A 3,604-nucleotide genomic window follows, 5' to 3' on the forward strand; every position below is an offset into this window, starting at 1 on the left:
CTGAGTGAATACATGAGTTAACTTTTTACAAAAGCCCTATTTTATACAAAATAAAAAAGCCTGCTTATGCACGCTTAATCTGTAATATTTAAATTAAAAAGCTCATTGCAATATGAAAAGTACTTCCACTTTGAACACCATTCACGAAAATCCCACCATCTTTTTTTACTGTAACTTCACAAAAGTTTGTATTCACTCCTCCAGTTATCATAATAGCTGGAACCGCAATGTCTTGAACGGGTCTACATCCAACTGGAAGTGTAGCAAATACTGTTGCGTTTTGCGCATTTCGAATAGAACCAATCACATTAACTTGTTCCCCACTTCTCTTGTACTTCAAAATTCTATCAGTAACATTCTCTACCCCAGTTGTAGGAAGGTTAATCCATCCTGTATCATTATCAGCGGTTGCTATCTTTTTACCTTTCAAGGTTGCTGATCCATCAGGACGAACTATTAAACCACTTTGAGAATCCCAAGGATTCGTACCGAACCCCATGTATAGATATTCTTCACCATTTTTAGCCCCTTTGAAACGTCCAAATCCACCACGATTAACGCTTCCGTCTGTGTCTTTATCCATGTAGTGTAACCCACGAGCAGAAGCACCTGTAGCCTCGTCAGGCTGAGCCATCATAAGCTGAGCATTCTGAGAGAATCGTGTAAGCCCTGTGAACGAGTCGTTACTCTTCTTCATGAGATTGGTATCTATATTTACGTTTAACCTCTTATTAGTGTTATCGTAGTGGAGAATATTCAAGTTGTTATTCTGACGGTCTTCAATCCAAAACGATCCGTTTGATCCAAACGCTAATGAGATCAAATCTTTTGTGCTATCCTTAGACGTAATACGCTTCAAAGCTAAACCTACATGAAGATTCAGGTCACCTGTCATGGTGTCTCCGCTTTTCTTAACAACATCTATAGCATTTAATTTCTGTTGTAACTCTTCCAACGTTTTCTTAATAATCTCAAACTCAGAAATATAGTTTTCGATTTTAATATTTCCTTCTTTCACATCACGTCTTAATGTAATACGAATATCTGGTGTACTCATTCGTTCTGTACTTTTTTCCATAACAAAATAAGCTGTCCAATCATCCGATGTGGAAACAGCTTGAGCTGTAAACGTATATGAAAACACACCATTCTTTGCATCAACTATTTGAGCATCATCTCGAATGAATACTCCTGTATGATTTGTTGCTTCATATTTAACCGCATATCCTGTTAAATCCACCTTCTCCCCTTTTTCTCTTACGTACACAGTAAGCTTCAATCCATTCTTGTCATTCTGCCGAGAACGAATTGTTTTTGTAAACACAGGATCTGCTAAATCTATCATAATTTCCTCATTTCGCATGACTACACCTCTTTCTAGCTACTCCTTTTTACATGTCTGGGCGGTCTTCTCTGACGTTTTACTCTGTTCCTATTCTTTATGTTTCCTTTAGGTTTTAACGGCTCTAATCCTTCCAATCTGGCATCCGTTTTCATCACATACTCTTGAAACGCGCTCGTCAATTGTGAAAGCATTCCGTATAAGCCTACACCATTTTCCTCTGCTTCTTTTGGAATAACTAAACCATAATGTGTAGGAATTGCATCTGTAGTAATCGTTGGCTCTCCTTCTTTACGATTCATACGCATCTCATACAGTTTTGGAATATCATTTTTCAAATTGTACTGTTTAATTTCCCATTCCATTACTTTTTCAAGTGCACTGAATGCAATAGGCCGGATATTGGTTTTATATGTTTCTTTTGAGGAAACTTTGAAATCTGAAGCGATTATCCCATGATAATACGATCCAAGAGCTGTCTTTATTTGAATATAACCATTTTCGTAACTCGAATTTCGTATCATCGCATTTGGAAGTACGATATCTGTATCTCCTCCAGATGACACTCCAATACTCGCAATCCAATTGTCATTACGATAAAAGCGAAACTGATCTTTGACTTTAAACCTCATATCACTTTGAGCATTTAGGACAATCGTTTTATCAGCATCAAGCATTGCATTCCCTGTTTGGGAAAAGTATAAAGAGGCTGCATTCAAGTATCCATTGCCCTCGAGTCCTTTTGTAATTCCGATTCCACCAGACTTAACGCTCGTATCCGAGAATTGGTACACCATAATAGCACCATTTGCTCCTGTGGAATCTGAATCTCCACCTAAAATAAGAGTAGGCTGTATTTCATTTCTACTATTTTTGTAATACCCTACAAACACCCTTGTTTTAGATGACTCATACAGGCGGATGAATTGCTTTGAAATATTTACATAGTTGACACTATCTGAAGTTCGTAATGTTGCACCTGTTATTTCTCCACCTTGCACAAGATTTCCACTCAACGTACCTGCAGTAATAAAATCAGCAACAATTCTGCCGTCACTTGTAATGGCAGTTCCATATGGGCCATTCACACCTGTGGAAGAATACCCTAATCCATTCAAGTTCCATTGCCAAACCTTTTTCGCACTCTTTTCATCTTTCGTATCCATAATTAAAATACGATCTGGATAAACACGAACATGTCCTCCGAACCCAGAATTAATAAGGCTTGTAGCATTTGCTTTTGCTGCATCCAAAATAGAGCCTGGCATATTGGATAACTCTTCTTGTACCAGATCAACCCTACCGGAAACGTCCGTAAAGGATTCTTTGAAGTTACCAATGGTTATATCCAGATACTCTTTTTTTATTGGATCATATTTATATGCAATTACCTTCGCCTTTATATCAATACCATCTTCTTGATGCTCAACCGTAACCGTATCTGCCACATAAACACTTTGTAAATGCTTATAATTCTTATACTCTTCCGTTTGTGATAACTCCTGAAACTTAACGTTATAATTTGCTTTAGGCTGATCAACCTTTTGAATAGCAAACATATCCTTAGCTGCCTGGCGTAATAACCTATATGCTTCTTCTAACGGAACTGCATCTTCATCGTCAGCATTTTCACCAATAGCTGCTTTAATATGTTTAAATTCAACCACTTTGATTTTAGGATGCGGATACTTATTTATAAGTGGGCTATCCACATACTTTTCAGGAAGAAATAACCCATCAAAACCTTGTGGCATGATTCTAGTTATGGGACTTTTCCAATCCACATTACCTTCATATCCTAATAAATCTTTCTTATGGCGAATCACTACTCCACGATCCATACCGCGATTTAGTAGCATCTTCACATCAAAATTATCTCGTTTTAATTCGCCGCCCCAACGATTAACAAATGAATTATCTTGACTAGAATCCAATAATGCTTCCACAGGATTTTTACGGACAATACGTGCACTGGCTATCTTTGGCACATCTGAATAAAACTGAAAAGGATGCTTGTATTGGCATCCTGCTGACATACGATTCATAGCTCCATTACCATTTGTTGTTTCGGCAAAAATGTCTTCAATTAGATTTTCTGTTAAGTCATAAAAAATGTGATAACATTGCGCTGTAATCTCACCCATACTGACCTTAGGAGCTGCCACTCGAAATAGTTGTTCACCATCCGGAGTTGGAACTTTAATTATACTCATTCCCTCTATTTCCAGACCATGCGGTGCAAACAATGGATAACTAAATGAA

Annotated in this window: 2 protein-coding genes; both read right to left on the reverse strand. The window is 37.6% G+C overall.

Annotated elements, in window-relative coordinates:
- Positions 1-88: 88 nt before the first annotated feature.
- Positions 89-1,363, reverse strand: coding sequence for a BppU family phage baseplate upper protein (locus RT27_RS23760; protein ID WP_043937754.1), 1,275 nt, complete (start codon positions 1,361-1,363; stop codon positions 89-91).
- A 14-nt stretch (positions 1,364-1,377) separates the two neighbouring features.
- Positions 1,378-3,604: phage tail spike protein (locus tag RT27_RS34890; protein ID WP_043937756.1), on the reverse strand; the 2,227-nt coding region annotated here is incomplete at its 5' end.

Source organism: Bacillus sp. L_1B0_5 (assembly GCF_000836715.1).
Taxonomy (GTDB): Bacteria; Bacillota; Bacilli; order Bacillales; family Bacillaceae_G; genus Bacillus_A; species Bacillus_A thuringiensis_S.

Bases quoted from the DNA above. Each gene is read 5' to 3' on its own strand.
- RT27_RS23760 (WP_043937754.1), bottom strand. From the start codon at position 1,363: ATGCGAAATGAGGAAATTATGATAGATTTAGCAGATCCTGTGTTTACA.